Origin of the sequence: Streptomyces sp. NPDC101181, from assembly GCF_044767975.1 — a bacterium.
Lineage (GTDB): Bacteria > Actinomycetota > Actinomycetes > Streptomycetales > Streptomycetaceae > Streptomyces.
Window position 1 is genome coordinate 52,439 of the sequence record NZ_JBIWOX010000010.1, and the last position, 23,727, is coordinate 76,165.

Sequence of the window (23,727 nt, forward strand, 5' to 3'; positions counted from 1 at the left end):
GAAGGTCCGGGGAGGCTCCCGCCGACGATTTCCGGCGACATCCGGACAGGTGGGCACACCATCCGGACTGGAGGGGTCGTCTTCCGGACAGGGCTGGTCCACACCCCCGGGGGCCGCCGTCGACCGCCGCGCGTGTTCGCGAACGGAACCGACGTGGCGTGACCCGGGGTAAGTGAACACCTCGCGGGCGAAGCGTCACTGTCGTGTGCACGTCCGGAAGTCGACCTTGTGTGCGTTTCCACGGGTCGGAATAGTGGGCCGCCCATCCCCTCCGTGCACGAACACCCCACATGTTCCGTGCACGGCCCCACAGGAGGAGGCCGAAGTTGAAGCACCGACGCGTATCCAGGAAGCGCACGATGGTCGCGGGATCGGCCGTCGCCGCTCTGGTGGCAGCCGGTCTGACGTTCCAGACTGCGAACGCCAGTGACGACGTACCGCGGTTCGAGGCCCAGAAGCTCAGCGCGGAGGCGGCCGGAAAGCTCGCCGACACCCTCGACCGCGATCTCGGCGCGGACGCGGCCGGAACGTACTACGACGCGGAGGCGAAGGCCCTCGTCGTCAACGTCACCGACCAGGCCGCCGCCGAGCAGGTCCGCCAGGCGGGCGGCAAGGCCAAGGTCGTGGAGAACTCCCTCGCCGAGCTGAAGTCGGCCCGGCAGACCCTCACCGACAGGGCGACCATCCCGGGCACCTCCTGGGCGGTCGACCCGGTGACCAACAAGGTGCGTGTCACGGCCGACAGCACGGTCGACGGCGCGGCCTGGAAGAAGCTCTCGACCGTGGTCGAGGGGCTGGGCGGAAAGGCCGAACTGAACCGCGCCAAGGGTGAGTTCAAGCCGCTGATCGCGGGCGGCGACGCGATCTGGGGCTCCGGCTCCCGCTGCTCGCTCGGCTTCAACGTGGTCAAGGACGGCGAACCGTACTTCCTGACCGCCGGGCACTGCACCGAGTCGGTGACCAGCTGGTCGGACACCCAGGGCGGTTCGGAGATCGGGGCGAACGAGGGCTCCAGCTTCCCGGAGAACGACTACGGCCTGGTCAAGTACACCTCGGACACCGAGCACCCGAGCGAGGTGAACCTCTACGACGGCTCCACCCAGGCGATCGCCCAGGCCGGTGACGCGACGGTCGGCCAGGCGGTCACCCGCAGCGGCTCCACCACCCAGGTGCACGACGGCGAGGTCACGGGGCTGGACGCCACGGTCAACTACGGCAACGGCGACATCGTCAACGGTCTCATCGAGACGACGGTCTGCGCCGAGCCGGGCGACAGCGGCGGCGCCCTCTTCGCGGGCGACACCGCGCTCGGTCTGACCTCGGGCGGCAGCGGCGACTGCTCCTCGGGCGGTACGACGTTCTTCCAGCCGGTACCGGAGGCACTGGAGGCCTACGGCGCCGAGATCGGCTGACCCTGTCCCACGGGCAGCCGCCCGACCGCGGAACGGAAGGGCCCCCGGCGCGACGCGCCGGGGGCCCTTCCCCGTGCTCAGGCGGCCTGCGGCAGGTTGCCCTTCTCCGCGCGCGCCGGGGCGACGCCGAAGGCGCGTACCGCCTGGTAGTAGGTCCAGGCGGTACTGTCGCACGAGGTCCGCTTGGCGCCGGAGTAGGCGGCGCACACGCGCTTGAGGTCCTCGTAGAAGGCGGAGTCGACGCGGTCCTTGTTGGCGGGGAACGCCCCGGCGGCCTTGTAGTTGCGGTAGCCGAAGTCGTGCCGTGCGCAGGAGTTCTTGAACGGGAAGCCGAAGGGGTTGTCGGGGGAGCTGCTGCAGTAGTCCGTCGACCAGTCGAAGCCGTACGCGGCCCAGGCGCCCTGGTTGTTCCGGGCCGCGCTCCAGGCGTTGAAGCTGGACGCGCTCGTCTGGGTCCAGGAGCTGAGCACCCGGGGCTTGTCGGCCGGGGCTGCCGCGGCGGAACCGGCGGTGATCAGGGTGAGCGGGAGCGACAGGGCGACCGCGAGGAGCGGGGCGGTGAGCCGACGGCGCATGAGCGACCTCCGTGGGGGTGGTGGGGAGTTGTCCCGGCCGTGTTCCTCGCCGGGCGCACGAGGCGGCTCCACGATGTAGCCATGCACCTGTCATGTCTAGGGGTGGCGTCAACCCGTCACCAGGTGTTGGGGCGGACGTCGGACGGGGCCGCCATCGGCGGCCCCGGGGGCTGACGGAAACCTGTGGATCAGAGAGACGGGGAGGGCGGAGTCGGGGCGGACGTCACCGGGCCAGGGTGGCGCCTCCCTCCGGCACCTGCTCCGGTCGGCGCCGCATCGAGAGGAGCAGGGTCACGGCCGTGCCGGCGACCGCCCAAGCGGAGAGCACCAGCAGGGGTCCGGTGACGGCGTTGCCCTGGAAGTAGGCGATGGAGCGGGCGGCCCAGGTGCCCGCGCCCGGCGGGAGGGCGGGGCCGATCGCGCGCCAGAAGTCGGGGAGCATCGGCAGCGGGAAGGCGCCGCCCGCGCTCGGGTTGCCCGCGACGACGATGATCAGGACGGCCAGGCCGATGCCGACGATACCGGTGAGGGCCTGGAGGGCGAGCGTGATCATGCCGACCGCGAAGACCACCAGGGCGCCCAGACCGGCCAGCCCCCAGAAGCTGCCGGGCAGCGCGCCGAGGATCGGTCCGATGACGATCGCGCCGCCGATGCCGCCCGCGATCGAGTACAGCGCCATGGTCCCGGTCCGGATCAGCGCGCGCTGCCGGTTGGCGGGCTTGGCGCCCGCGCTGATCGCCAGGATCGAGGCGCAGAGATAGCCGCCCACGCACCAGCCGACGACCAGGTAGAAGGACGAGAGTCCGTTGAAGTCCTCCCCGGAGGCCGGGGCGACGTCCACGGGGCTCACGGTCCGCCCCTGGGAGGCCTCCGCCTCGGTGAGAATCCGCTCCAGGGCGGTGACCAGCGCGGTTCCGCCGCCGGAGGCGACCAGCAGGGTGTCGGTCGTACGACCCTGCGGGGCGACGACCAAGGCGCCGTCGATCTCCCGGTTCATGATCTGCGCGCGCGCCTCGCTCTCGCTGCTCACCGCACGGGCGTCCAGCGGGCCGCCGGGAAGCCCGTCCAGCTGCTCGACGAGCTGCCGTGACATCTGCTGCGGGGCCACCACCCCGAACGCGACGTCCGTCGGCTTCGGCTTGTGCAGGGCTCCTACGTAGGACGCGATGAACAGCAACTGGAGCCCGAGCACCCCGATGACGAGCAGGGCGGCGCGGGGGGTGACGGCGTTCTTCACCTCGTCGACGAAAGTCATGCCCCAACGGTCCGGTCGGACCGGTCCTCGCGCAGGCGGGGCGGGGCTGAATGGCGGAAGGCGAGGGGCGGACGCCCTCGGACCGGCCGGCCGTGGCGCCCGCGCGAGGACGGGCGGACCGGACGCGGGGCGCCCGCGCGGTTGTAGGGACCGTGGCGTCCGCGCGGGGACGGGCCGGGAGCGAGGGGGGCGTACCGGCCGCGGGCCGGGTCCGGGGCCGGGCCGGTGAATCCTGCGAGGTCGCACGGCCCGGACGGCGCGGGTGGGGCCGCCGCTCGAAGGATGCTGAGGCCGCGCCAGTTTTTACCGACGCGTAACTTCCCACCGAACCTTACTCGTGCGTAATTTGGCGTGAGCACGCAAAGCTTGTGGTCCGGGCCACAGGGCGCACCGCCATCGCACCTCCCTTGAGCCGCAAGGAGACCACCCGATGCTGCCCTGGTTCCGTGCTGCGCGCGTTCCCCGCACGCGCAGCGTCTTCGCCGCCCTCCTCCTCGCCGTCACCCTCCTGGTCGCCCCCGCCGCGACCGCGAACGCGGCGTCCCCCGCCGCGGCGACCGCCACCTCCCGTGGCTGGAACGACTACTCCTGCAAGCCCTCCGCCGCCCATCCCCGCCCCGTCGTCCTGGTCCACGGAACCTTCGGGAACTCGGTCGACAACTGGCTGGGCCTCGCCCCCTACCTGGTCAACCGGGGCTACTGCGTCTTCTCCCTCGACTACGGCCAGCTCCCCGGCGTGCCGTTCTTCCACGGCCTCGGCCCCGTCGACAAGTCGGCCGGACAGCTCGACGCGTTCGTCGACAAGGTGCTCGCCGCCACCGGGGCCCCGAAGGCCGACCTGGTGGGCCACTCCCAGGGCGGCATGATGCCGAACTACTACCTGAAGTTCCTCGGCGGCGCCCCCAAGGTCAACGCCCTCGTCGGCATCGCCCCGAGCAACCACGGCACCACGCTGCTGGGCCTCACCAAGCTGCTGCCGTACTTCCCCGGTGTCGAGAAGTTCATCGACGACAAGACCCCCGCGCTCGCCGACCAGGTCGCGGGCTCCCCCTTCATCACCAAGCTCAACGCCGGCGGCGACACCGTCCCCGGCGTCCGCTACACCGTCATCGCGACCCAGTACGACCAGGTCGTCACCCCGTACCGCACACAGTTCCTGGACGGGCCGAACGTACGCAACGTCCTGCTCCAGAACCTGTGTCCGCTGGACCTGTCCGAGCACGTGGCGATCGCCACCGTCTCCCGGATCGTCTTCCACGAGGTGGCCAACGCTCTCGACCCGGCCCGTGCCACCCCGACCACCTGTTCCTCGGTGGTCGGCTGATCCGAGCCGCCCCGAGGGCCGGTCATGACAGCAGGCCGGGGCCCGCCGTCCGGTGGGGTGGACGGTGGACCCCGGCCCGTCATGGCCTGCCGCGCCCGACGTCCCGGAGGGACGCGGCAGGAGTGGGGGAGGCGACGCGGTGGTCAGCGGCCGTGACGGCCCGTCGCCCCGGCGGCCCGGCGGCGCTGCGAGGCGAACAGCACGGCGGCACCGGCGGCGAGCACCCCGGCGCCCCCGACGGCGAGGTAGGTGCTGCTGCCGGTCCCACCGGTCTCGGCGAGCACCTCCTCCCCGCTCGCGGTGTTGACGCCGGGCGCGTTGCCCTCGGCCTTCTTCTCCGGGGCGGCCGGTACGGCGGCGTTCACCTTCGCTCCGGTGCTCGCGTCGTCGTCACCGTGCCCGTGGTGCTCGACGGAGGACTTCTCGGCGCCCTCGGTGATCGCGTCCTCGGAGGGAGCGGACGGGGCGGAGGCGGCCGGGGCCTGGGCCTCGGAGCCGGAGTCCGGCTGCCCCTCCTCCTGCCCCGCCCCCGCGTCCTGGGCGCCGCCGCCCGCCGAACCGCCGCCGAACGTCACGTCGGAGCAGGCGTAGAACGCCTCGGGGGAGTCGGAGCGCTGCCACACCGTGTAGATCAGCTGCCGCCCGGAACGCTCGGGGATCGTCCCGTCGAAGACGTACGAGCCGTTCTCCAGCACCGGGTCGGTGGCCTCCGCGAAGGGCTCGGCCTCCAGGTCCGACCAGGCCAGTGGCTTCGCCGGGTCGTAGCCCGGCTTGGTCAGGTACAGCTCGAAGGACCCCTTGTGCGGGGCCGTGGCCCGGAAGGTGAAGGTGTGCCGGCCCGCCTTCACCGGGGAGGCGGGCCAGTCGGCGCGCGCCAGGTCGAGCCCCTTGAACTTGTCGTTGCCCGCGCTGCACAGCTTGCCGTCCGGGATCAGGTCGCGGTGGTTGCCCGCCGCGTTGGCGATGTTCACCCCGTTCCAGTCGTACAGCGCCTGCACCCCGCCCGCCGCCACCGCGGCCTGGCACGCCGCCGACGTCGGGCTCTCCGGCCCTTCCGCGAAGCACGCGGACACCCGGCTCACCGGATCGGTCATCGAACCGTGCGCGACGGCCGGTGCGGCGGTCAGCCCGGCCAGCGCGAGCGGGGCGAAACCGAGGGCGAGGATCCCGGCGGCCTTGCGACGAGCGGTCATGGAGGGTTCTCCTTCGGAGCGGCACAACGGTGGGGCGCCGGGCGCTGCGTCCGTCCCGGCGATCAGCAAGCTAGTCGCTCGGACAGGCCAAAACCCCTGCTGGGACGGGTGGGAGGCGATCTTTATGGTGGGGTTAAGGAGGGGCTAAGAGGGCGCTCAGAAAGGCCCCGCCGGACCGGACGCCGGGTCGGCCAGTCCACCCCGCCGGACCGGGCGCCGGGGCGGCCGGACGGGGCAGGCCCGCCGGACCGCCGGACGGTTGGGGTGCCGGACAGCGGGGGTGCCGGACAGCGGACGGAGCAGGCCCGCCGGGCCGTGGTGGTGTCGGAGAACGGGGGTGCCGGACAGCGGGCCGGGGTGCCGGACGGCCCGGGGCCTCAGCCCCGCCAGCGGTACCGGCGCTCCGGCCGCCCCGTCCCCCCGTAGCGCAGGGTCACCTCCGCGCGCCCCGTGGACACGAAGTGCTCCAGGTAGCGGCGCGCGCTCACCCGGGACAGCACGCCCACGTCGGCGCACTCGGAGGCCGACAGGCCCCCGGGGTGGTCGCGCAGGGTGCGTTCCACCAGGTCGGCCGTGGGGGCGGCCAGGCCCTTCGGGAGGCCGCGGGAGCCGGGCGGGCGGACGCCGAAGATCTGGTCGACGTCCTCCTGGCGGGCCTCGCCCAGCTCGTCCAGGCGGGTGCGCAGCGAGGCGACATGGCGGAGCTGGTCCTGGAGGGCGGTCCGGCTGAACGGCTTGATGAGGTAGTGCAGGGCCCCCGCCCGCAGCGCCGCCCGGATCACCGTCGCGTCCTTGGCCGCCGTGATGAACAGGGCGTCCGTGCTGGGGTGCGAGGCGTCCCGCTCCTCCGCCGCGCGCAGGGTGCGCAGGACGTCGATGCCGTTCATGTCGGGCAGATAGATGTCGAGCAGCACGAGGTCGGGGCGCAGCCGCTCGGCCGCCCGTAGGGCGTCCGCCCCGTTGTGGGCCACCCCGACGACCGTAAAGCCGTCCATTGCGGACACGTAGCGGCTGTGCAGTTTCGCGACCATGAAGTCGTCGTCCACCACCAGCACCGTCGTCACGCCGACACGCTAAGCCGCGACCGCAACGACCACAACGTCCGTTGATTCCGGAAGAGAGACAGCTTGTTAACGCGCGGGCAACATGTGGCCCACTTCACAGCGAAAGGCGGAACCTGTGCGACTGCGCACTCCCCTCGCCCTGGCCGGGGCCGCGCTGCTGGTGCTGGTGGGGCCACCCCTGCTGTCCACCGGCGACGGCTCCGACACCGGCACCCAGATTCCCGGACTCCGCTTCATGGTCCCCAACACCCCCGGCGGCGGTTACGACATCACCGCCCGCACGATGGCCAAGAACGCCGAGGACGCCGGGCTCACCCACAACATCGAGGTGTTCAACCTGCCGGGTGCCGGCGGCACGGTCGGGCTGACCCGGCTCGTCGGTGAACACGGCAACGGCAAGCTGGCGCTCTCCATGGGGCTGGGCGTCGTCGGCGCCGTCCACACCAACAAGTCCCCGAGCACCCTGGCCGACACCACCCCCATCGCCCGGATGACCGAGGAGCCGGACATCGTCGTCGTCTCCAAGGACTCCCCGTACCGGACCATCGGCGACCTGGTCACCGCCTGGAAGAAGAACCCGGCCACCGTGCCCGTCGGCGGCGGGTCCTCGCCCGGCGGGCCCGACCACCTCGCCCCGATGCTCATGGCGAAGGCCGCCGGGATCGCCCCGAAGACGGTCAACTACGTCCCGTTCGACGGCGGCGGGGAACTCCTCGCCTCCATCCTCGGCAACAAGGTCGGCTTCGGGGTCTCGGGCCTCGGCGAGTACCGCGACCAGATCGAGGCGGGTGAGCTGCGGCTGCTCGCCGTCACCGGTCCCGAGCGGGTGCCGGGCCTGGACGCCCCCACCCTGCGCGAGTCCGGAATCGACACCGAGTTCACCAACTGGCGCGGCATCGTCGCCCCGCCCGGCATCTCCGGGGCCGAACGCGACAAGCTCACCGGTCTCATCCGCGAGCTCCACGCCTCCGAGCAGTGGAAGGAGTCGATGGAGAAGAACGGCTGGGACGACGCCTTCCTCGTCGGTGAACCCTTCGGCGACTTCCTCGACGAACAGGACCGGCGCGTCGCCACCGTCCTCAAGGAGCTGGGACTGTGACCACCGAACCCACCGGCTCGCCCGGCCCCGAGGGAACCAACCCGCCGCCCGGACCCGAGGGAACGGCCGGATCGCCCGGACCTGCGGGAATGGACAAATCCCCCGGCTCGTCCGGACCCGACGGCGTCCCCGGCTCGTCCGCAGCCACCGGAGTGGCCTCCTCCACGGCCACCGGAGCGGGCCCGTCCACAGCCACCGAACCGGCCCCCTCCGCCGGGACCGGCGGGGCGGAGCGCGGCGCCACCCGCGCCGGCTGGCTGCGTGAGCACTCCGAACTCGGCGTCAGCGCCCTGCTGTTCGCCCTCGGCGCGCTCGTCCTCACCGACGCCTTCACCATGAGCGTCGACATCGCCCAGCGCGGCCCCATCGGCCCCCGCACCGTCCCCTTCGTCGTCGGCGCCGGGCTCCTGCTGGTCGGGGCGCTGCTCGCCGTGGACGTCCTGCGCGGCGGACGCGGCGAGGCCGAGGGGGGCGAGGACGTCGACCTCGACGAACCCGCCGACTGGCGTACCGTCCTCCTCCTCACCGGAGTCTTCCTCGCGACCGCCGTCCTGATCGGCCCGCTCGGCTTCCCGGCCGCCGGGGCGCTGCTCTTCTGGGGCTCCGCCTACGCGCTCGGCAGCCGCCATCTGGGCCGGGACCCGCTCATCGCGGCCGGGCTCTCGCTCCTCACCTACTTCGTCTTCGACAACCTGCTCGGTGTCCCCCTCCCGGGCGGCCCGTTGATGGGGGTGCTCTGACCGATGGATTCCCTCAACTCCCTCCTCGACGGCTTCGGTACCGCGCTCACTCCGATGAACCTGCTGTGGGCCGCGATCGGCGTCCTGCTCGGCACCGCGATCGGCGTGCTCCCCGGCATCGGCCCGGCCATGGCCGTGGCACTGCTGCTCCCCGTGACGTACGGACTCGACCCGACCGGCGCGTTCATCATGTTCGCCGGGATCTACTACGGGGCGATGTTCGGCGGCTCCACCACCTCGATCCTCCTCAACACCCCCGGCGAGAGCGCCGCCGTGGTCGCCGCGATCGAGGGCAACCCGATGGCGAAGGCCGGACGCGGCGCCCAGGCGCTCGCCGCCGCCGCGATCGGCCACTTCGCGGGCGGCATGATCGGCACGATCCTGCTGGTCGTCCTCGCCCCGACCGTCGCGTCCCTCGCCGTCGACATCGGCGCGCCCGACTACTTCGCCATCATGGTGCTGGCCTTCATCGCGGTCACCTCCGTCCTCGGCGCCTCCCGTATCCGGGGGCTCGCCTCGCTGCTCATCGGCCTCACCATCGGACTGGTCGGCCTGGACCAGATGACCGGACAGCAGCGCCTGACCTTCGGATCGCTGCAACTGGCCGACGGAGTCGACGTGGTGATCGTCGCGGTCGGGCTCTTCGCGATCGGCGAGGCCCTCTGGGTCGCCGCCCATCTGCGCCGCTCCACCGGGAAGCCGATCCCCGTCGGCCGCCCCTGGCTCGGCCGCCCCGACCTGAAGCGCACCTGGAAACCCTGGCTGCGCGGCCCCTTCATCGGCTTCCCGTTCGGCGCGATCCCGGCGGGCGGCGCGGAGATACCCACCTTCCTCAGCTACGTCGCCGAGAAGCGACTCTCCAAGAACCGCGCGCAGTTCGGCAAGGGGGCCATCGAAGGCGTCGCCGGACCGGAGGCCGCCGCCTCCGCCTCCGCCGCGGGCACCCTCGTCTCGATGCTCACCCTCGGGCTGCCCACCACCGCCGTCGCCGCCGTGATGCTGGCCGCCTTCCAGCAGTACGGAATCCAGCCGGGGCCGCTGCTGTTCGAGCGCGAACCGGAGCTGGTCTGGGGCCTCATCGCCTCCCTGTTCGTCGGCATGGTGCTCCTGCTCGCCCTCAACCTGCCGCTCGCCCCCGTCTGGGTGAAGCTCCTGCGCATCCCGCGCCCCTACCTCTACGCGGGCATCCTCTTCTTCGCCGCCGTCGGCGCGTACGCGGTCGGCGGCGAGTCCCTGGACCTGGTGATCCTCCTGGTCATCGGCCTGATCGGGTTCGGGATGCGGCGTTACGGGCTGCCGGTGCTGCCCGCCGTCATCGGGGTGATCCTCGGCCCGGCCGCCGAGCAGCAGCTGCGCCGCGCGCTCCAGATCAGCGACGGCAGTGTGACCGGGCTCGTCAACACCCCGTTCTCCGTCACCGTCTACGTGATCGTGGTGCTGATCGTGGCCTGGCCGCTGATCCACCGGCTGGTCCTGCGGAAGCGCGGCGACCGGGGCACGGGCACCGACCGGAGTACGGACGCCGACCGGGGTGCGGACTCCCGTACGGCCGGTGGCGGCTGAGAGCATCGGAGCATGACCACGATCGACTGGGACGCGGCGGCCGGCTCCTTCGACGAGGAGCCCGACCACGGGCTGCTCGACCCCGTGGTGTGCGACGCCTGGGCCGGGCGGCTGGAGAGCTGGCTGCCGACCGTCCGGGGCGACGTGCTGGACCTGGGGTGCGGCACGGGCAGCCTCTCGCTGCTCGCCGCGGGCCAGGGCCACCGCGTCACGGCCGTCGACCGCTCGCCCCGCATGGCCGAGCTGGCCCGGACCAAGCTCGCCGGGACCGGGGCGGAGGTCCTCGTCGGGGACGCCGCCCGGCCCCCGGTGGGGGAGCAGGCCTTCGACGTCGTCGTGGCCCGGCACGTCGTCTGGCTGCTGCCCGACCCGGCGGCGGCCCTGGAGCACTGGTTCCGCCTGCTCAAGCCCGGCGGGCGGCTCGTCCTGGTCGAGGGGGTGTGGGGCGGGGTGGGACTGCCCGCGCCCACCCTCACCCGCCTGCTCTCCGCTCACACCGAGCGCATCCACCACGAGGACCTGGCTGCCGACGCCCGGCTCTGGGGCCGGAAGGTCGACGACGAACGGTACGCGCTGGTGGCCCGCGCGACGCCCCCGTACCGGCACACCGAGGTCGTCGACGTCCACCTGATCCTGCGCCGGGGCCCGGACGTCCTGCTCGCCCGCCGCGCGGGCACCGGGTACGCGGACGGCCTGCTGCACATGCCCTCCGGCCACGCCGAGGACGGCGAGGACGTCCGCGAGGCGATGATCCGGGAGGCCGCCGAGGAGATCGGCCTGGAGCTGGACCCCGACGAGCTGCGGGTGGCCCTCGTGATGCAGCACCGGGGACCCGGCGGCGGCGCCCGCATGGGCTGGTTCTTCGTCGCGGAGCACGACCCGGCCCGCCCGCCGCGCAACGCCGAGCCGGAGAAGTGCTCCGAGCTGGTCTGGGCCCCGCTGACCGCCCTGCCGGACGACATGGTCGCCTACGGCCGGGCGGGCCTGGACGGTTACCGGGCGGGCGAGCGCTTCATGATCCACTGGCATCGGGACGGGGATCCGATCGCCTACGACCCGGGCGGCACCCGCCGTGCCGTTCCGCTGTCCGCCGCCGGTGATCCCACGGGGCGGGTGCACCACATCGAGCTGTGGGTGCCCGACCTGGCGGCGGCGGAGCGCGGCTGGGGCTGGCTGCTGAGCCGCCTCGGGCACACCCCCTACCAGCGCTGGGAGCACGGCCGCAGCTGGCGACGCGGCGACGCGTATGTCGTGCTGGAGCAGTCCCCGGATCTGGTCGCGGATGATCACGACCGCCGCCGCCCCGGGCTCAACCACCTGGCCTTCCACGTCGCGGACCGGACTGCCCTGGACGCCCTGACGGCCGAGGCCCCGGCGTACGGCTGGCGCCTGCTGTTCCCCGACCGCCATCCGTACGCGGGCGGCGACGGGCACTACGCCGCCTATCTGGAGGACCCGGCGGGATACGAGGTGGAGCTGGTCGCCGCCTCCCGGCCTCGGAGCTGAGCCGGATGCCGTATGGGGAGCGACCGCGCCGGCCCTGAGCCGGGAGCCGTGCATCGGGCCCGGGGGCGGGGCCGGTCGGATCAGGCCAGCAGAGGAGCCAGGCCCTCGGACCTCGCCAGGCGTTCCAGTTCGTCCAACGCCGAGGCCGCCGCACCGGCCGCCGCCGGGTCCTGCCCGGCCAGGCCGCTCGCCTCGAACTCGTCCTCGTCCAGCCGCAGTACGCACGAGCCGTCGGCCGAGACCCACAGATCCAGGTCCAGGTCCTCGACCGCCAGTACCCCGTCCGCGAGCACGGCGGGCCGGGTGATGTCGCAGTACCAGCCCTTGAGCCCGCCGTCGCCGGTGCGGACCTCCTTGACCGCGAACCACCGGTCCCGCCAATAGTGCTCGGTGAACACGTCGCCCGGCTCGAAGCGGACGAAGCCGAAGTCCCGTACCCCGGGCGCGGCCCACGGCGCCCGGACGGTGACGCGGACGCCGTCGTCCCGGACCAGCTCCGCCGGGTAGCGGATCTTGGTGCGGCCCGCCTTGGTCAGGACGACGACCAGCTCCTCCGGGCGGCCCGCGCGGGGGTCAGAGAGTGCGGACATGCCGGACCTCCGTGGCGCAGATCGTGTAACCGAACCACTCGTTGATCGCGAGCATCGGGCCGTTGCCCGCGTCGTTGGAGGTGTACGCGTCCGTGTACCCGGCCGCCCGCGCCCGGTGCAGCGAGTCGTTCTTCGTCAGCTTCGCCAGACCCCGCCCCTGGAAGGCCCGCCGGGTTCCGGTCATGGCGCTCAGATACGTACGCTCCCCGTCGGTACTCGCCGCGCTGAACGCCGCCACTTCCCCATCCACCACCGCCACCGAGGTCAGCCGCTGGTCGAAGGCCGGATGGCGCCAGGTGTTCGCCAGCCAGTGCTCGTAGTCGTCCAGCGCCGTGGTGATGTCGCCCGGCTCGTCCGCCGTCACCTCGGCGTCCGCCTCGAACAGCGGCCGGGGGTCGCTCGCGAAATCGGACCCGGGCCGCAGCTCGACGCCAGCCGGGACGTCCTGACGGAGCGGCAGCGGACCCCGGGCCAGGTCCAGGCGCTGGAAGTGGGCGGAGCGCCTGGGCAGGTAGCCCCGGGCCCGCGCGAACCCCAGGCTCTCCGGGGTGTCCAGCGCCCACGCGTAGACGACCGTCGCCCCGGCCCTGCACAGGTGCTCCTCCGCCGTGCGCAGCAGCAGCGCCCCCGCGCCGCGCCCGGTGCGCCCGGGGAGCGTGTGCGGGGTGACGAAGCCCTGCCCCGGTTCCGGGCTCTCGTGGGCGATGCCCGCCTGTGCCGTGCCGATGATCGCGCCGTCCTCCTCGGCCACCAGCAGCCGGTAGTGCTGGGCCGGATGGGCGTGAGCCCGGTCGTGGAGGATCTGCTCGGGGGTGGCCACCATCCAGGGGACCGACGTCCGGCGGACCCGGGTCCACGCCTCCGCGTCGGACGGCTGGAAATCACGCACGATCACAGTCATGCCGGGGACGGTAGACCTGGCCGGGCCCCGGCCGCCTCCTCTTTTCCCCCTCCGCCCCCCGGCGGCGGGTGCTCCCGCGGGCCGGGGCCGGTGGGGGAGAATCGGCCCGTGACCGAGAAGCCGCTGACCGCCAAGATCGCCCTCGACCCGGACTCCGGCGTCGCCCCGTACGAGCAACTGCGCACCCGCCTCTCCGAGCTGGCGCGCTCCGGTGCCCTGCCCGTCGGCCGCCGGCTGCCGACCGTACGCGGCTTCGCCGAGGAGCTGGGCCTGGCCGCCAACACCGTCGCCAAGGCCTACCGCGCGCTGGAGGCCGACGGGGTGATCGAGACGCGGGGGCGCAACGGGACCTTCGTCGCGGCCGCCGGGGGAGCGGCCGAGCAGCGGGCCGCGGCCGCCGCGCGGACCTACGCGGAGAGCGCCGAACGGCTCGGCCTCACCCGGGACCGGGCGCTGTCCCTGGCCCGGGACGCGGTGCGAGCGGCGTACGGGGACTGACCCGCGCCATCCCCCGTCCCGCGCGCCCCGCCCGGCCAGGGGCACGCCGCGCCGCGCGCCGCGACATGCCGTCTCCACCGCGCGCCGCCACCGACTGCCCGACCGCCCGGGGCGGTTGAGGGGGTGCGGGGAGCGCCGGGTGAACGCGCGGGGGCGGACGGAAGCACTCCGGATCTATTTTTGGCATGAACACTTCCGGAGGGGCCGGGGCGCTGCTACTACGGAGTAGGCAGATACCCCCTGCTCAAGGAGGTTCCATGAAAATGTCCAGACTCGTGGCGTTCTCGTCCTCTCTCCTGCTCGGTGCCGTCCTCGCCCTCACCGGTGCGGGAACGGCGAACGCCGACGCGTCCGTCAAGGCCGTCGACTACGTCGCCCTCGGCGACTCCTACTCCTCCGGAGTGGGGGCAGGCAGCTACGACGGCTCCAGCTGCAAGCGCAGCTCCCGCGCCTACCCCGCTCTCTGGGCCGCCGCCAACTCCCCGGCCTCGTTCCACTTCACCGCCTGCTCGGGCGCCCGCACCGACGATGTCACGGGCGGTCAGCTCGGCCCGCTGAACGCCTCGACCGACCTCGTCTCGGTCTCCGTCGGCGGCAACGACGCCGGCTTCGCCGACGTGATGACGACCTGTGTCCTCCAGTCCGAGGCCACCTGCCTCAACCGGATCGCCACCGCCCGCGCCTACGTCGACTCGACCCTGCCCGGCCGGCTCGACTCCGTCTATGCGGCGATCCGCGCCAAGGCCCCCGCCGCCCAGGTCGTCGTCCTCGGCTACCCCCGCTTCTACCAGCTCAGCGGCTCCTGCGTCGCCGGTCTCAGCGAGCGGGAACGCACGGCCATCAACGGCGCGTCCGACCACCTCAACGCGGCCACCGCCAAGCGCGCCGCGGACCACGGCTTCACCTTCGGCGACGTCCGGACGGCCTTCACCGGGCACGAGATCTGCTCGGGCGACTCCTGGCTGCACAGCGTGAACTGGCTCAACATCGGCGAGTCCTACCACCCCACCGCCGCCGGGCAGTCGGGCGGCTATCTGCCGGTCTTCAGGTCCGCCGCCTGACCCCTTTCCCCGTTCGTCCGCTTCTTCCGCGTACCGGCTTCCTCTCGGCCGCCACCCCCTTCCTGGGTGGCGGCCGAGGGCTGCTTCGGGGTGAACCGCCCGATGTGTCCGAAGACGCCCGGGAATCGCGCGAATTGGATAACGGTCCGTCAACCTCCGTATGTCTGTGCGCAATTCTGGGTCCGGGATACACGCGTGTCTCCGGGGAACGATAGGGTTAACCTGCCCGGACCGGGTGCCCTCGTACGGGTGGGGAGTGACATGGAACAGATAACGATGCGGAGCAGGGCGCGAGTGCCTGCCATCACCTGCGGGAGCGGCGCGACCAGTACGCGCCTCGACCGTCATCTCGCGGTGCTCGGCGGCCCCGTCGTCCCGCAGCGCGAGGCGGCGGAAGCGACGCTGCTGATGCGGGAGCTGACCTCGCGTGACGTCGCGCACAGCCGCCGGAGCAGGAGCGCGCGCGTCTCGCTCTTCGCACCGCTGCGGAGGCTGCGGCGTTCGCTCTTCGGCAGCCGCCGCTGACCGACGTACGTCATCGTCCACCGGACCGGCCCGTCGCTCGGGTCGGCTCAGGCGATCACCCCGTCCCGGCGCAGCACCGATGCCTGTTCGTCCGTCATCCCCAGGGCTCGCAGCAGCGCATCGGTGTGCTCGCCCAGCGCCGGTACGGGTCCCATCCGCGCCTCCGCGCTCCCGGGCAGCGTGACCGGCGGCAGCAGCGCCCGCAGCGGTCCCACCGGTGACCCCACCTCCCGCCACCGGTCCCGTGCCGTCAGCTGAGGGTGCGCGGCCACGTCGTCCACCGAGTTCAGCCGGGCACAGGCGATGCCCGCCGCCTCAAGAGCGTCCACCGCCTCCCGGACCGTCAGCTTCGCCAGGGCCCCGGCCACCGCCTCGTCGGTCCGCCCCCGGTTCGCCGTCCGGGCCGCGTTCGTCGCGAAGTCCGGGTCGTCGGCCAACTCCGGTCGCCCCAGCGCCCGTTCCGCCAGCCGCCGCCACTCCCGGTCGTTCTGCACGGACAGCAGCACCTCCTCGCCGTCGGCCGTGGCGAAGGCGTCGTACGGCGCGATCACCGAGTGCGCGAGGCCGGTACGCGGTGGGGGCGTCGCTCCGTGCATCCCCTGGTGCAACGGGTGGCCCATCCACTCGGCCAGCGCGTCCAGCATGGACACCTCCACCGGCCCGCCCCGCCCGGTCGTCGCCCGCCGCAGCAGCGCCGCGAGGACCCCGGAGAACGCGTACATGGCCGCCGCGATGTCCGCCGCCGGAATCCCCGCCTTCACCGGCCGCTCGGCGGTCCCGGTCACCGAGACCAGACCCGCCTCGCACTGGACGAGCATGTCGTAGGCCCGCTTGTGGGCGTACGGCCCGCCCGCCCCGTAACCGGAGATGTCGACCGCCACCAGACGCGGGTGCGCGGCACAGAGCGCGGCGGCGTCCAGGCCGAGCCGGGCCGCCGCCCCCTGCGCCAGGTTCTGCACGAACACGTCGGCTCCGGCGACCAGTTCCCGCACCACGGCCAGCCCGCGCGGGTCCTTCAGGTCGACCGCCAGGGACTCCTTGCCCCGGTTGCACCAGACGAAGTGCGAGGCGAGACCGCCCGCCGCCGTGTCGTAGCCGCGCGCAAAGTCGCCGCCGTCCGGGCGCTCCACCTTGATGACCCTGGCCCCGAGGTCCGCGAGCTGCCGGGTGGCGAAGGGGGCGGCGACCGCCTGCTCGACGGCCACCACGGTGACCCCGTCGAGGGGGAGAGGAAGAGTGCTCATGGACCGTGCTTACCCTGGTGGCCGGGGCTTTCGCCACCCCCGGCCCCTGGGGCCTGTCGTTCCACTGCCGCCTGCCGCGCGACGTCTGCCGCGCGACGTCTGGGTGACGACGGCAGGGTCAGGACGGGCCCTGGTGCGTGGCGCCTCACAGCAGCGCGAACTGTCCCTCCGGGCCCTCCTCCTGATGGCCGAGCACCGACGCGGGGCGGCGCGCCGCGGCCGGGACCGGAAGCACCCCAATCGCCCGCAGCTCGCCGGGGGTGATCAGAGGAGAACGGTCCACCTGGGACCCCAACGCCTCCTGCCGGGGCCGCAGTTCGTCCAGCAGGGTCAGCACGGTGACCAGCTCCAGCAGCTCCGAGGTCCACTCCCGGGGCCAGTCGCCCGCCCCGACCGCCGCCAGCCCCTCCGCCTCGCCGGCACCCGCGCCCGTGGCTGCCGCCCGGCGGGCGAACCACAGCTCCAGCACCCGGACCCCGCCCACCGTGAACTCCCAGGCCCCGGCCGCCACCGGCGAGACGCGGCCGTCGCCGATGACCAGGGCCTCGCTCTCCGCGTCGTAGCCGATCCCGGCCGGCCGGGCCGGGAGCGCCGCCCGCACATAGGGCCTGCGCCCGCCCGGCAGCCGGGGCCGCTCCCCGCCCCCGGCTCCGCGCAGCTGGACCCGGGTCAGCTCCTCGCCCAGTTCGACCCCCCGCGCCCACACCCCGGCGTCGGCGGGCAGCGGGACCCGGCAGCCGGACGCGCCGGGCCGGGCGGCGGCCAGGGTCCAGGCCAGGAAGGACTCGGCGGTGACGTCCACCCCCAGCCGCGCGCGGACCACCTCCAGCAGTCCCGGGGCCAGGTTGGGGTCGGTGGCGCCGGGCCGCCGGTACAGCGGCCGGATGCGGCCCGGCCGCCCGGCGGGGGAGTGTCCGTCGGTCAGGAGGCGGCTCACCGACAGCGCGGGCCCGGCGGCCCGGGGCACCTGCCCGTGCTCGACCGTGAACAGCTGCCGCTCGTCGGCGACCCGCCACAGCTCCGGGCGCGCCGCGTCGATCAGCCGGTGGTCGGGGAGCAGCCACTGCTCGTCGAACGGGCCGTGCAGGATGCGCACGGGGTCGGGGCAGACGCCCGGTTCACGGCGGAACCGGCCCGTCCCGGTGGACTGGCCGGGCAGCGCGGCGACCGAGGTGAGCGGCGTACGGGACCGGGTGGGGGCGAACAGCCGGTCCTGCTCGGCGTCCCCGGCGGCGGCCAGCAGCTCCCAGCGGGTCCGCAGCGCGGCCGGGTCGGGCCCGCTCACCCAGGCCCGGCCGGTCCGCAGTGGCCGCACCGACCACGGCATGAGCTCGTCCAGCGGCACGAACGCGTCCAGCGGCGAGGAGGCGTCCCGGGGCGCGTGGGCCGCGGACTCCGCGCCCGTCCCGGCCGCCGTTCCTGTCGCCGTCCCGGTCCCCGTGTCCGTGTCGGTCCCGGTCCCCGTCTCCCCGTCCGCTCCGGCCGCCGCCGTCCTGCGCGCTGCCACCGAGATGCCCTCCCCTGTCCGCCGTGACCCTTTCGCATCGTAACGGCGACCCAGGGGCCTCCGGGGGGCCGGTCAGTGGGCCTCCACCGTCACCGAGAACGAGAAACGGTCGCCCCGGTAGCGAATCCGGGCCACGTCGACGACGCGCCCCTCCTCGTCGTACGTCACGCCGGTGTAGTGCAGGATCGGGCTCAGCAGCGGGACCCGGAGCAGACCGGCGGTGACCGGGTCGGCGAGCCGCGCCTCGACCGTGTCGGTGATCCGGGAGATCCGCACCCCGGCCACATCGCGCAGCACCTTCGTCATCGGCCAGCGTTCGAGGTCGGTCACCTCGATCCGGGCGGCGACCTCGGGGCGCACCGCGTTCTCCGCCCAGTTGGTCGGCTCGTCGCTGTCGCCGTCGCGGCGCAGCCGCCGGTAGCTGACCACCTCGGCGCAGTCCGGGAAGAACTCCGCGAGATCGCCGGGCACCGGGACCATCCCGTGGCCGAGAACCGTCGTGGCCTCCCCGGACTGCTGGGCGACGATCGCGTCGACCGATCCCAGCAGCCGCACCGGGGAGACCCGGCGGGCGCGCGGCTCGATGAACGTGCCGCGCCGCCGGTGCCGGCTGATCAGCCCCTCCGTCTCCAGTTCCTTCAGCGCCTGCCGCATCGTGAGGACGCTGACGCCGTAGTGCGCGGCGAGCTGTTCCTCGGTGGGCAGCCGGGCGGGGGCGTCCCGGGGGCGGCCCAGTATCGAGGCCCGCAGCGACTGGGAGACCTGGTACCAGAGCGGCAGCTTCCGGTTCAGGACGAGGGAGTCGGGGGCGAAGGCGGGCGGCCGGCGCGGCTGGTCCGTACCGTCGCCCGCCCCGGCCCGCTCATGGCTCTCGGTCATGTCCGTCCCCGTCCTGTCCCGCCCCCGCGGGCCCACCGGCCGCCGACCGGATTCTATGGCCGGAAGTCGCGGGTCAGACCCTGCCATACGTCGTCGTAGCCGCGTTGCAGATGGTCCGCGGAGGCCGCCTGGGCGGTCGCGGTGACCGGCCAGCGGGTCTCGAACATGAAGGCCAGGCCGTCGTCGATCTTCTGCGGCGTGAGCTCCGCCGCACTGGCCCGTTCGAAGGTGTCCCGGTCCGGACCGTGCGCCGACATCATGTTGTGCAGGGAGCCGCCGCCGGGGACGAAGCCGTCCGCCTTCGCGTCGTACGCCCCCTGGATCAGCCCCATGTACTCGCTCATCACGTTCCGGTGGAAGTACGGCGGCCGGAAGGTGTCCTCACCGACCAGCCAGCGCGGGGCGAAGACCACGAAGTCCACCCCGGCGAGCCCCGGAGTGTCGGACGGCGAGGTCAGGACCGTGAAGATCGACGGGTCGGGGTGGTCGTAGCTGATGCTCCCCATCACGTTGAACCGGTGCAGGTCGTAGACGTAGGGGGTGTAGTTGCCGTGCCAGGCGACGACGTCCAGGGGCGAGTGGTCGTACGTCGCCGACCAGAGGTTGCCGCAGAACTTGTTCACCACCTCCACCGGCCGGTCCTCGTCCTCGTAGGCGGCGACGGGGGCGAGGAAGTCCCGGGCGTTCGCCAGGCCGTTCGCCCCGATCGGGCCGAGGTCCGGCAGCACGAACGGGCGGCCGTAGTTCTCGCAGACGTATCCGCGCACGGACTCTGCCAGCGGCTCCACCCGGAAGCGCACCCCGCGCGGGATCAGCGCGACCTGGCCCGGCTCGGCGCGCAGCAGGCCCAGCTCGGTGCGCAGCAGCAGCCCGCCGCGCTCGGGGACGATCAGCAGCTCGCCGTCCGCGTCGCTGAACACCCGGTCGTTCATGGGGGAGTTGGCGTGGTACAGGTGGATCGCCATCCCGGTGCGCTGGGTGGCGTCCCCGTTGCCGCCGAGCGTCCACAGGCCGTCCAGGAAGTCCGTGCCGGGCGCGGGGTCGGGCAGCGGATTCCAGCGGAGCCGGTTCGGGTCGGGCGCCGACCCGGTGAACGGCGCCGAGTCCAGACGGCCGTTGCTGATCCGGGTGAAGGCGGGGTGCGCGGCGGACGGGCGGATCCGGTAGAGCCACGAGCGGAGGTTGTGGGCGCGCGGCTCGGTGAACGCCGAACCGCTCAGCTGCTCCGCGTACAGCCCGAGCGGGGCCCGCTGGGGGGAGTTGCGGCCGTGCGGCAGCGCCCCGGGGACCGCCTCCGTGCTGTGCTCGTTGCCGAAACCGGAGGAGTACGCCAGCCCTTCGGCCGTCTTCCTCGCCTGCTCGATCGCGCTCATCCCGCACTCCCGGTGCCCAAGAAGCCTCGGATCCGCCGGACAACGAATCCTATGGGCCACCGTAGGAATGGGAACGCGGCACGTCAACGGCACACGGCGTGCGGCGGGCCGATCGTGGCCCGTCCGGGCCGGTCCGGGCCGGTCCGGAAGGGGGGCCTCCGCCGTCTGCCGGGCGCGGGGCCCACGGCATCATGGGGCCCGTGCCTCCCGTGAACCCGAACCTCCGCCGCGCCCCCGTGCAGCAGCGCAGCGCGGACCGCCTGGCCCGGATACTCGACGCCTGCGCCGCACTCCTGGACGAGTCCGGCTACGAGCAGCTCACCACCCGCGCCGTCGCCGAGCGGGCCGAAGTGCCGATCGGCTCCGTCTACCGGTTCTTCTCCAACAAGCGCGCACTCGTCGACGCCCTCGCGCTGCGCAACCTGGACCGTTACGCCGAGCGCATCACCGCCCGGCTGGCCGCCCTCCCCGCCGACGACTGGCGTGCGGCCATCGACGCGGTGCTGGACGAGTACCTGGCGATGAAGCGGACCGTCCCCGGCTTCGCCCTGGTCGACTTCGGGCCGCCGTTCCCGGCCGAACCCGGGGACACCGCGGAGGACGCCAACCGGCGCCTCGCGGACCGGCTCGCCGGACTGCTCGCCGGGCACCTCGGGCGCAGCCCCGACGAGAGCCTGTCCCGGGCGATCCTGGTCAGCGTGGAAGCGGCCGACGCCCTGCTGCAACTCGCCTTCCGTACGCACCCGTCGGGGGACGGGGCCATCGTCGCCGAGACCCGGACCCTGGTCAGGTCCTACCTCGCGCAGACCCTGGACTGACGAGCGCCGCCCGCCGCACGGGTCCGCCTCCCCTCGCTGCCGTCCGGTGTCCCCGCCCGCCGCCGCCCGATGCGGCCCCGTGGGTGCCGGGGGTGCTCCGGGCCGCTTGGCCCCCCCGACTGCCGCCCGCGTATGCCGCCGCCGTGCGCCCGCCGGGGCCGGACCGGTCGGCGAGGACGGCCTGAAACCCCCGGCCGGTGCCGCCGTTGCGCCCGCCGGGGCCGCACGGTCATCGATCCGTACCGCTCGACGCCTCCCCGCCATGCGTACCGGTCGGTATGCTCGGGCGGGCCGGGCGTCCACCCCCGCCCGGCCCCGTCCGTGTGCCGTCGCCGCAGCCGCCCCGGGGAGGGCCCATGTCGCACGACTCCCGTACCGCACCGCGCATCTGCCCCCTCTGCGAGGCCACCTGCGGCCTGACCCTCACCATCGAGGGGACGACCGTCACCAATGCGCGCGGCGACCACGACGACATCTTCAGCCGGGGCTTCGTCTGCCCCAAGGGCGCGTCCTTCGGCGGCCTCGACGCCGACCCCGACCGGCTGCGCACCCCCCTGGTGCGCGGCGCGGACGGCGAGTTGCGGGACGCCTCCTGGGACGAGGCGTTCGACCTCGTCGCCGCGCGGATACCGGCCCTGACGGAGGCGCACGGCCCCCAGGCCGTCGGCGTGGTCCTCGGCAACCCCAACGTGCACACCATGGCGGGCTCCCTCTATCCGCCGCTGCTGCTGGGGGCCCTGCGCACCCGCAACGTGTTCACCGCGAGCACCCTGGACCAGATGCCCAAGCACGTCTCCAGCGGCCTCCTCTTCGGCGACCCGAACGCCATCCCCGTACCGGACCTCGACCGCACCGGACACCTCCTCCTGATCGGCGCCAACCCGCTGGAGTCCAACGGCAGCCTCTGCACCGCCCCCGACTTCCCCGGCCGCCTCCGGGCCCTGCGCCGACGCGGCGGCACCCTCACCGTCGTGGACCCCCGCCGCACCCGCACCGCCCGCCTCGCCGACCGGCACGTGCCGATCCGGCCCGGCGCGGACGCCCTGCTCCTGGCGGCGATCGCGCACACCCTCCTCGCCGAGAAGCTCGCCGACCCCGGAGCGCTCGCCGAACACCTGGAGGGGCTCGACGAACTGGCCGCGGCCCTGCACGACTTCACCCCGGAAGCGGTCGCTCCCGCCTGCGACGTGGAGGCGGGCACCATCACCGTGCTCGCCCGCGAACTGGCCGCCGCCCCCACCGCCGCCGTCTACGGGCGCATCGGCAGCTGCACCGTGGAGCACGGGACCCTCGCCAGCTGGCTGGTGGACGTCCTCAACATCCTCAGCGGCAACCTGGACCGCCCCGGCGGTGCGCTGTTCCCGCTCTCCGCGACAGCTCGCGCACCCCGCCCCGCCGCCCCCGGCAAGGGCTTCGCGCTCGGCCGCTGGGCGTCCCGGGTCTCCGGCCACCCCGAGGCGAAGGGCGAACTGCCCATCGCCGCACTGGCCGAGGAGATCGACACCCCCGGCGACGACCGCATCCGCGCCCTGCTCGTCCTCGCCGCCAACCCGGTGCTCTCCGCACCCGACGGCGACCGGCTCGACGCGGCCCTCTCCGGCGGGCTGGACTTCATGGTCAGCGTCGACCCGTACCTCAACGAGACCTCCCGCCACGCGGACGTCGTGCTGCCCCCGCCGCCGCCCTCGCAGAGCGCCCACTTCGACTTCGCGTTCAACTCCTTCGCCGTCCGCAACCAGGTCCGCTACACCCGCGCCCCCGTCCCCCTGGAGGAGGGGCGGATGGACGAGAGCGAGATCCACGCCCGGCTGATCCTGGCCGTGAGCGGGACGCACGGCACCCCGCCCGCCGCCGTCGACGACCTCGCCGTCACCACCGCCCTCACCCGGGCGGGCGCCCCCGCCGAGCTAGCCGGCGAGCTCACCGGCGACAGCGGCCCCGAACGCCGCCTCGACCTGATGCTGCGGCTCGGCCCGTACGGCCTGACGCTGGAGCGGCTGCTGGCCCACCCGCACGGCATCGACCTCGGCCCGCTGCGACCCCGCCTCCCGGAGGTCCTGCGCACCCGCTCCGGCCGCGTCGAACTGCTGCCCGCCCCGATCGCCGCCGATCTGCCGCGCCTGCGCCGGGCGCTGGGCGGCCGCCCGGCCCCGCTCGTCCTGGTCGGCCGCCGCCATCTGCGGTCCAACAACAGCTGGATGCACAACGTCGGCTCGCTCACCGGCGGCAGCAACGTCTGCACCCTCCAGGTCCACCCCGACGACGCGGACCGCCTCGGGGTCGTGGACGGGGCCACCGTGCGGATCGCGTCGTCGGGCGGTGCGATCGAGGCCCCGGCCGAGATCACGGACACCGTGCGCAGCGGTGTGGTGAGCCTCCCGCACGGGTGGGGCCACAGCCGCCCCGGAACCCGGATGGCGGTCGCCGCCGCCCACCCCGGCGCCAACGTGAACCAGCTGCTCGACGGCACCCTCCTGGACCCGCTCTCGGGGACGGCGGTGCTGAACGCCATCCCGGTCTCGGTGACCCCCGCCCCCTAACACCACCGCGTTGACCTGGGGTTTTGCTCGTATTGCTCACGCGTCAACGTCTTGTTAACT

21 protein-coding genes are annotated in these 23,727 nt (G+C 73.7%); 11 read left to right on the forward strand and 10 right to left on the reverse strand.

Annotated features, from left to right (window positions below; all coding sequences use genetic code 11):
• Positions 1–326 precede the first annotated feature (326 nt).
• Positions 327–1,412, forward strand: coding sequence for a S1 family peptidase (locus tag ACIRRU_RS16675; protein WP_403680874.1), 1,086 nt, complete (start codon positions 327–329; stop codon positions 1,410–1,412).
• Between the two features lie 77 nt (positions 1,413–1,489).
• On the opposite strand, the gene ACIRRU_RS16680 is transcribed toward ACIRRU_RS16675, so the two are convergent.
• Positions 1,490–1,987: a phospholipase gene (locus ACIRRU_RS16680; RefSeq protein WP_403680877.1), complete on the reverse strand. Its 498-nt coding sequence runs from the start codon at positions 1,985–1,987 to the stop codon at positions 1,490–1,492.
• Positions 1,988–2,210: 223 nt separating this feature from the next.
• Positions 2,211–3,242 (reverse strand): DUF3533 domain-containing protein, encoded by a 1,032-nt coding sequence (locus ACIRRU_RS16685; RefSeq protein ID WP_403680879.1) that lies wholly within the window; start codon positions 3,240–3,242, stop codon positions 2,211–2,213.
• Between the two features lie 430 nt (positions 3,243–3,672).
• Here ACIRRU_RS16685 and ACIRRU_RS16690 point away from each other — a divergent pair, with 430 nt between their 5' ends.
• The gene (locus ACIRRU_RS16690) at positions 3,673–4,566 is read left to right on the forward strand and encodes an esterase/lipase family protein (RefSeq protein ID WP_403680881.1); all 894 of its coding nucleotides are present in this window, start codon (positions 3,673–3,675) and stop codon (positions 4,564–4,566) included.
• A 143-nt stretch (positions 4,567–4,709) separates the two neighbouring features.
• On the opposite strand, the gene ACIRRU_RS16695 is transcribed toward ACIRRU_RS16690, so the two are convergent.
• Entirely contained in the window at positions 4,710–5,759 is a 1,050-nt protein-coding gene (locus tag ACIRRU_RS16695) for a lytic polysaccharide monooxygenase (protein WP_403680884.1), read from the reverse strand.
• A 377-nt stretch (positions 5,760–6,136) separates the two neighbouring features.
• The gene (locus ACIRRU_RS16700) at positions 6,137–6,814 is read right to left on the reverse strand and encodes a response regulator (RefSeq protein WP_403681242.1); all 678 of its coding nucleotides are present in this window, start codon (positions 6,812–6,814) and stop codon (positions 6,137–6,139) included.
• 124 nt (positions 6,815–6,938) lie between these two features.
• Here ACIRRU_RS16700 and ACIRRU_RS16705 point away from each other — a divergent pair, with 124 nt between their 5' ends.
• From ACIRRU_RS16705 to ACIRRU_RS16720, 4 genes are all read left to right on the forward strand, one after another.
• Positions 6,939–7,922: a Bug family tripartite tricarboxylate transporter substrate binding protein gene (locus ACIRRU_RS16705; protein ID WP_403680886.1), complete on the forward strand. Its 984-nt coding sequence runs from the start codon at positions 6,939–6,941 to the stop codon at positions 7,920–7,922.
• Positions 7,923–8,011: 89 nt separating this feature from the next.
• Positions 8,012–8,662, forward strand: coding sequence for a tripartite tricarboxylate transporter TctB family protein (locus ACIRRU_RS16710; RefSeq protein WP_403681245.1), 651 nt, complete (start codon positions 8,012–8,014; stop codon positions 8,660–8,662).
• A 3-nt stretch (positions 8,663–8,665) separates the two neighbouring features.
• Positions 8,666–10,225 (forward strand): tripartite tricarboxylate transporter permease, encoded by a 1,560-nt coding sequence (locus ACIRRU_RS16715; RefSeq protein ID WP_403680889.1) that lies wholly within the window; start codon positions 8,666–8,668, stop codon positions 10,223–10,225.
• 12 nt (positions 10,226–10,237) lie between these two features.
• Positions 10,238–11,731 carry a trifunctional class I SAM-dependent methyltransferase/NUDIX hydrolase/VOC family protein gene (locus ACIRRU_RS16720; RefSeq protein ID WP_403680892.1) on the forward strand — a complete coding sequence of 498 codons (1,494 nt, stop codon included), beginning with the start codon at positions 10,238–10,240 and terminating at the stop codon, positions 11,729–11,731.
• Positions 11,732–11,811: 80 nt separating this feature from the next.
• Here the strand turns inward: ACIRRU_RS16720 and ACIRRU_RS16725 are convergent, their stop codons facing one another.
• Together ACIRRU_RS16725 and ACIRRU_RS16730 are read right to left on the reverse strand one after the other, a co-directional pair.
• A complete protein-coding gene (locus ACIRRU_RS16725) occupies positions 11,812–12,321 on the reverse strand; it encodes a DUF402 domain-containing protein (RefSeq protein WP_403680894.1) in 510 nt (169 codons plus the stop codon).
• A complete protein-coding gene (locus tag ACIRRU_RS16730; protein WP_403680897.1) occupies positions 12,305–13,222 on the reverse strand; it encodes a GNAT family N-acetyltransferase in 918 nt (305 codons plus the stop codon). The genes ACIRRU_RS16725 and ACIRRU_RS16730 overlap by 17 nt, the downstream gene beginning before the upstream one ends.
• A gap of 123 nt (positions 13,223–13,345) precedes the next feature.
• On the opposite strand from ACIRRU_RS16730, the gene ACIRRU_RS16735 reads away from it, so the two are divergent.
• The 3 genes from ACIRRU_RS16735 to ACIRRU_RS16745 all read left to right on the forward strand — a co-directional run bounded on the left by ACIRRU_RS16735 (position 13,346) and on the right by ACIRRU_RS16745 (position 15,306).
• The gene (locus ACIRRU_RS16735) at positions 13,346–13,720 is read left to right on the forward strand and encodes a GntR family transcriptional regulator (protein WP_403681247.1); all 375 of its coding nucleotides are present in this window, start codon (positions 13,346–13,348) and stop codon (positions 13,718–13,720) included.
• A gap of 257 nt (positions 13,721–13,977) precedes the next feature.
• Positions 13,978–14,781, forward strand: a complete 804-nt coding sequence (locus ACIRRU_RS16740; RefSeq protein ID WP_403680899.1) for an SGNH/GDSL hydrolase family protein — start codon at positions 13,978–13,980, stop codon at positions 14,779–14,781.
• A 261-nt stretch (positions 14,782–15,042) separates the two neighbouring features.
• Positions 15,043–15,306, forward strand: a complete 264-nt coding sequence (locus tag ACIRRU_RS16745; RefSeq protein ID WP_363204664.1) for a hypothetical protein — start codon at positions 15,043–15,045, stop codon at positions 15,304–15,306.
• Positions 15,307–15,353: 47 nt separating this feature from the next.
• Here ACIRRU_RS16745 and ACIRRU_RS16750 read toward each other — a convergent pair whose 3' ends face one another.
• The 4 genes from ACIRRU_RS16750 to hmgA form a co-directional block, all read right to left on the reverse strand.
• Entirely contained in the window at positions 15,354–16,550 is a 1,197-nt protein-coding gene (locus tag ACIRRU_RS16750) for a CaiB/BaiF CoA transferase family protein (protein WP_403680902.1), read from the reverse strand.
• Positions 16,551–16,695: 145 nt separating this feature from the next.
• Positions 16,696–18,057: a type ISP restriction/modification enzyme gene (locus ACIRRU_RS16755; RefSeq protein WP_403680904.1), complete on the reverse strand. Its 1,362-nt coding sequence runs from the start codon at positions 18,055–18,057 to the stop codon at positions 16,696–16,698.
• Positions 18,058–18,129: 72 nt separating this feature from the next.
• A complete protein-coding gene (locus ACIRRU_RS16760; protein WP_403680906.1) occupies positions 18,130–18,936 on the reverse strand; it encodes a GntR family transcriptional regulator in 807 nt (268 codons plus the stop codon).
• Between the two features lie 53 nt (positions 18,937–18,989).
• Complete coding sequence (hmgA, locus tag ACIRRU_RS16765; RefSeq protein WP_403680908.1) at positions 18,990–20,309, reverse strand: homogentisate 1,2-dioxygenase; 1,320 nt, start codon at positions 20,307–20,309, stop codon at positions 18,990–18,992.
• Between the two features lie 191 nt (positions 20,310–20,500).
• On the opposite strand from hmgA, the gene ACIRRU_RS16770 reads away from it, so the two are divergent.
• Positions 20,501–21,127 (forward strand): TetR family transcriptional regulator, encoded by a 627-nt coding sequence (locus ACIRRU_RS16770; RefSeq protein ID WP_403680910.1) that lies wholly within the window; start codon positions 20,501–20,503, stop codon positions 21,125–21,127.
• A 356-nt stretch (positions 21,128–21,483) separates the two neighbouring features.
• Positions 21,484–23,667 (forward strand): molybdopterin-dependent oxidoreductase, encoded by a 2,184-nt coding sequence (locus tag ACIRRU_RS16775; RefSeq protein ID WP_403680911.1) that lies wholly within the window; start codon positions 21,484–21,486, stop codon positions 23,665–23,667.
• Positions 23,668–23,727: the final 60 nt, after the last annotated feature.

Coding starts and splice junctions, on each gene's coding strand:
- ACIRRU_RS16745 (WP_363204664.1), top strand. CDS start 15,043: ATGGAACAGATAACGATGCGGAGCAGGGCGCGAGTGCCTGCCATCACC.
- hmgA (WP_403680908.1), bottom strand. CDS start 20,309: ATGAGCGCGATCGAGCAGGCGAGGAAGACGGCCGAAGGGCTGGCGTAC.
- ACIRRU_RS16750 (WP_403680902.1), bottom strand. CDS start 16,550: ATGAGCACTCTTCCTCTCCCCCTCGACGGGGTCACCGTGGTGGCCGTC.
- ACIRRU_RS16725 (WP_403680894.1), bottom strand. CDS start 12,321: ATGTCCGCACTCTCTGACCCCCGCGCGGGCCGCCCGGAGGAGCTGGTC.
- ACIRRU_RS16740 (WP_403680899.1), top strand. CDS start 13,978: ATGAAAATGTCCAGACTCGTGGCGTTCTCGTCCTCTCTCCTGCTCGGT.
- ACIRRU_RS16715 (WP_403680889.1), top strand. CDS start 8,666: ATGGATTCCCTCAACTCCCTCCTCGACGGCTTCGGTACCGCGCTCACT.
- ACIRRU_RS16770 (WP_403680910.1), top strand. CDS start 20,501: ATGGGGCCCGTGCCTCCCGTGAACCCGAACCTCCGCCGCGCCCCCGTG.
- ACIRRU_RS16690 (WP_403680881.1), top strand. CDS start 3,673: ATGCTGCCCTGGTTCCGTGCTGCGCGCGTTCCCCGCACGCGCAGCGTC.
- ACIRRU_RS16710 (WP_403681245.1), top strand. CDS start 8,012: ATGGACAAATCCCCCGGCTCGTCCGGACCCGACGGCGTCCCCGGCTCG.
- ACIRRU_RS16695 (WP_403680884.1), bottom strand. CDS start 5,759: ATGACCGCTCGTCGCAAGGCCGCCGGGATCCTCGCCCTCGGTTTCGCC.
- ACIRRU_RS16760 (WP_403680906.1), bottom strand. CDS start 18,936: ATGACCGAGAGCCATGAGCGGGCCGGGGCGGGCGACGGTACGGACCAG.
- ACIRRU_RS16730 (WP_403680897.1), bottom strand. CDS start 13,222: ATGACTGTGATCGTGCGTGATTTCCAGCCGTCCGACGCGGAGGCGTGG.
- ACIRRU_RS16685 (WP_403680879.1), bottom strand. CDS start 3,242: ATGACTTTCGTCGACGAGGTGAAGAACGCCGTCACCCCCCGCGCCGCC.
- ACIRRU_RS16680 (WP_403680877.1), bottom strand. CDS start 1,987: ATGCGCCGTCGGCTCACCGCCCCGCTCCTCGCGGTCGCCCTGTCGCTC.
- ACIRRU_RS16775 (WP_403680911.1), top strand. CDS start 21,484: ATGTCGCACGACTCCCGTACCGCACCGCGCATCTGCCCCCTCTGCGAG.
- ACIRRU_RS16720 (WP_403680892.1), top strand. CDS start 10,238: ATGACCACGATCGACTGGGACGCGGCGGCCGGCTCCTTCGACGAGGAG.